This is a genomic window from Mesorhizobium sp. M7A.F.Ca.CA.002.09.1.1 (assembly GCF_003998555.1).
Lineage (GTDB): Bacteria > Pseudomonadota > Alphaproteobacteria > Rhizobiales > Rhizobiaceae > Mesorhizobium > Mesorhizobium ciceri.
The window spans coordinates 1-2,678 of the sequence record NZ_RZRR01000780.1 but is presented as its reverse complement, the minus strand read 5'-3'; the positions used below and the strand labels follow the sequence as shown (position 1 = coordinate 2,678).

Genomic DNA, 2,678 nt, shown 5'->3' with positions numbered 1-2,678 from the left:
ATGTAGATCGCAACGCCCGCCGCGACCAGAAGGGCCAGCGTCGTGCCGATGCCGAAAAAATAGCCAATGAGACGAATCATACCCGCTCCAGTCCTTGGTTCGGGAATTTCCTAAACGAAGCCGCCTTTCACGCAAGCTTTCGAGCCGGTCCCAATCCGTAATCGAAAACCCTTGTCGCCGCCATGTGGACAAAATACGGCAATGCCTGATTTCACGGCTGCTGGCCGGAAATAAAAGCACTGGGTGTTGTCGTCGCGCAACGCCGCCTCTGGTTGCAGGCGTCGCCGGTCATGTCAACCTCCGGTTCCCGATCCGGCCTTGGCCGACGCGAACAGCGCGACGGCGTTGGTTATGCTCTGGGCCGCCTTGCCGCGCCAGTCGGCGTTGAGCAACTGCGCCTCGTCCTTGGCGTTCGAGAGATAACCGAGTTCGACCAGCACCGACGGCACATCGGGTGCCTTGAGCACCTTGAAACCCGCGGAGCGCTGCGGATTGTTGATAAGACCGACGCTGGTCGACAACTGGCCAACCAGCGTGTGGGCGAAACTCATCGAGAAGTTGTGTGTTTCGCGGCGGATCAGGTCGATCAGGATGTCGGTGACTTCCTTGTTGTCGTTCTTGATTTCCATGCCGGCGAACTGGTCGGAGAGGTTCTCACGGTCGGCAAGCGCCTGCGCCTCGGGGTCCGAAGCCTTGTCGGAGACGGTATAGACGGTGGCGCCGCGAATGCCCTTGACGCTGATCGTGTCGGCATGGATCGAAATAAGCAGGTCGGCCTCATGCTGACGGGCAATGCGCACGCGGTCGTCCAGACGCAGGAATTCGTCTGTGTCGCGCGTCATGAACACATCATAATTGCCGACGGCCGCGAGTTTGTCGCGCAGCTCCGTGGCGAAGGCCAGCGTGACGTTTTTTTCGATGGTGCCGTTCAGGCCCTCGGCACCGCCGTCGATGCCGCCATGGCCGGGGTCGATGACGACGGTGAACCGATGGCCCGGATTGGAGACCGGCCCGGTGCCGACCCGCCCTCCCTTGTCGGTCGAAACGGTCGATCCGGTGGTCAGCGCCTGATTGGCAAGTGCGGCATCGAACTCGCGTTCGGATGCCGCCGACATGTCGATGGCAATGCGGTAGCCGGTTCCGTCCTCGTTCTTGAGCACGTCGAGCTTGTCGACGGCAAAGGGTCCCTTGCCGGTGAGGATCAGACGCGAAACGCCCTCGCCGAGTTCGCCCAGGCGCACGCCCTTGACCAGGCCCCGCGCCTTCAAATCCTTGGCATCCACGGCGAATCTCGTATTCGCGAGATCGATGACAAGACGGTTGGGACCACGCAGCAGGAACCATTTGATATCGGGTTCGCGGTCGAAATCCATGACGATGCGCATCTTGGTGGCATCGCCGGCCATCTTGTAGCCTTTTGCCACGAGCGGAGCGTCGGCGGCACTGGCATTTGAGGACAAGACGGATGAGGCCGCCAGCAGCAGCAAGAGGCAGAAAGCGGCCAGGATCCGGCCGCCGACACGACATCCCTTGTCTGTGAAGTCCGCCAATCCCATCTCTCTTGCAGTCGCTCCCGGTTTGGCGCCCGGCGCCCGGTCGTTTCGTCGAAATGCCGGTTAGGCCGCGAACTCGATTAACGATTGGTATCCAGAGAAGGTTAACCAAGCCTTTTCATGCAGGGCCGCAAGCCTGGCTTTACGCTACGGAACGGCTTTTTGCCGGCATCGGAAATCGGGGTTGCCATCCACCCCGCCAAATCATAAAAGCGATGGTGGATCACTGCAATCCTGGAACCGCCCTCCTCCGCAGCTTCTTGCTACAGGGTCAGACGTAAAGGCGGCTCCTTTCGCTTCAGGCGAAAAGGGTTCAGGTGATCGCGACGAATTTCGCAGGCGTGCTCCCGTGGCGGGGGAATCGCCTGCGTGAGGAAAACGGCCGGGTTTGTTCCCGTGCCGGCTCTGTATGAGCAAACAAGCTGGTCCGGTTCGTCCGGGCTTTGGTTCAAAAGGTTCTGTTGGTGACGATGGCTTCAAGCGCAATCATGGAAAGGTCCGCATCAAACCGCGCCATTATGGCTGCGGGCGGCACCGCCATGGCGCTCAAGCGGCGGCCGACGGACGTTCAAATATCCGGCACCCACATTCCAGACACGCAGCAGCAGGCTTTGCCTCGCAAGCTGCGGCTGACGGCTGCCGGGGGGAAACGAAATAATGCCCAACAAAATGCTGATAGACGCCTCCCACCCGGAGGAAACACGCGTTGTCGTCATACGCGGTAACCGTATTGAAGAATTCGACTTTGAATCCCAGGACAAGAAGCAGCTCAAAGGAAACATCTACCTAGCCCGCGTAACGCGCGTAGAGCCCTCCCTTCAGGCAGCCTTTGTCGAATATGGCGGCAACCGTCACGGTTTTCTCGCCTTCAGTGAAATCCACCCCGATTACTACCAGATTCCGGTCGCCGATCGTCAGGCACTGCTGCGCGCGGAAGCGCAGGAGGCTGAGGACGAGGAGAACGAGGACGGCGACGGCGACGATCGCCAGAGCCGCGATCGCGGACGGCGCGGCCGCAGGCGCGGCGGCAAGACCCGCGAGCGGGGCGAGCACAGGCGCGATGCAGCCGATTCCGGCGAGGCGGGGGACGGTGCCGACGAGGCAGCAGAAGGTGCCGACGCTGGT

At 61.1% G+C, this 2,678-nt stretch carries 1 protein-coding gene and 1 pseudogene; one reads left to right on the top strand and one right to left on the bottom strand.

The window, feature by feature from the left end:
• Window positions 1-293: 293 nt before the first annotated feature.
• On the bottom strand, window positions 294-1,556 hold the full coding sequence (locus tag EN994_RS26120; RefSeq protein ID WP_063168091.1) for an N-acetylmuramoyl-L-alanine amidase: 1,263 nt from the start codon (window positions 1,554-1,556) through the stop codon (window positions 294-296).
• Window positions 1,557-2,210: 654 nt separating this feature from the next.
• Between EN994_RS26120 and EN994_RS26115 the strand changes: the two are divergent.
• A pseudogene (locus tag EN994_RS26115) lies at window positions 2,211-2,678 on the top strand (S1 RNA-binding domain-containing protein); the annotation flags it as partial.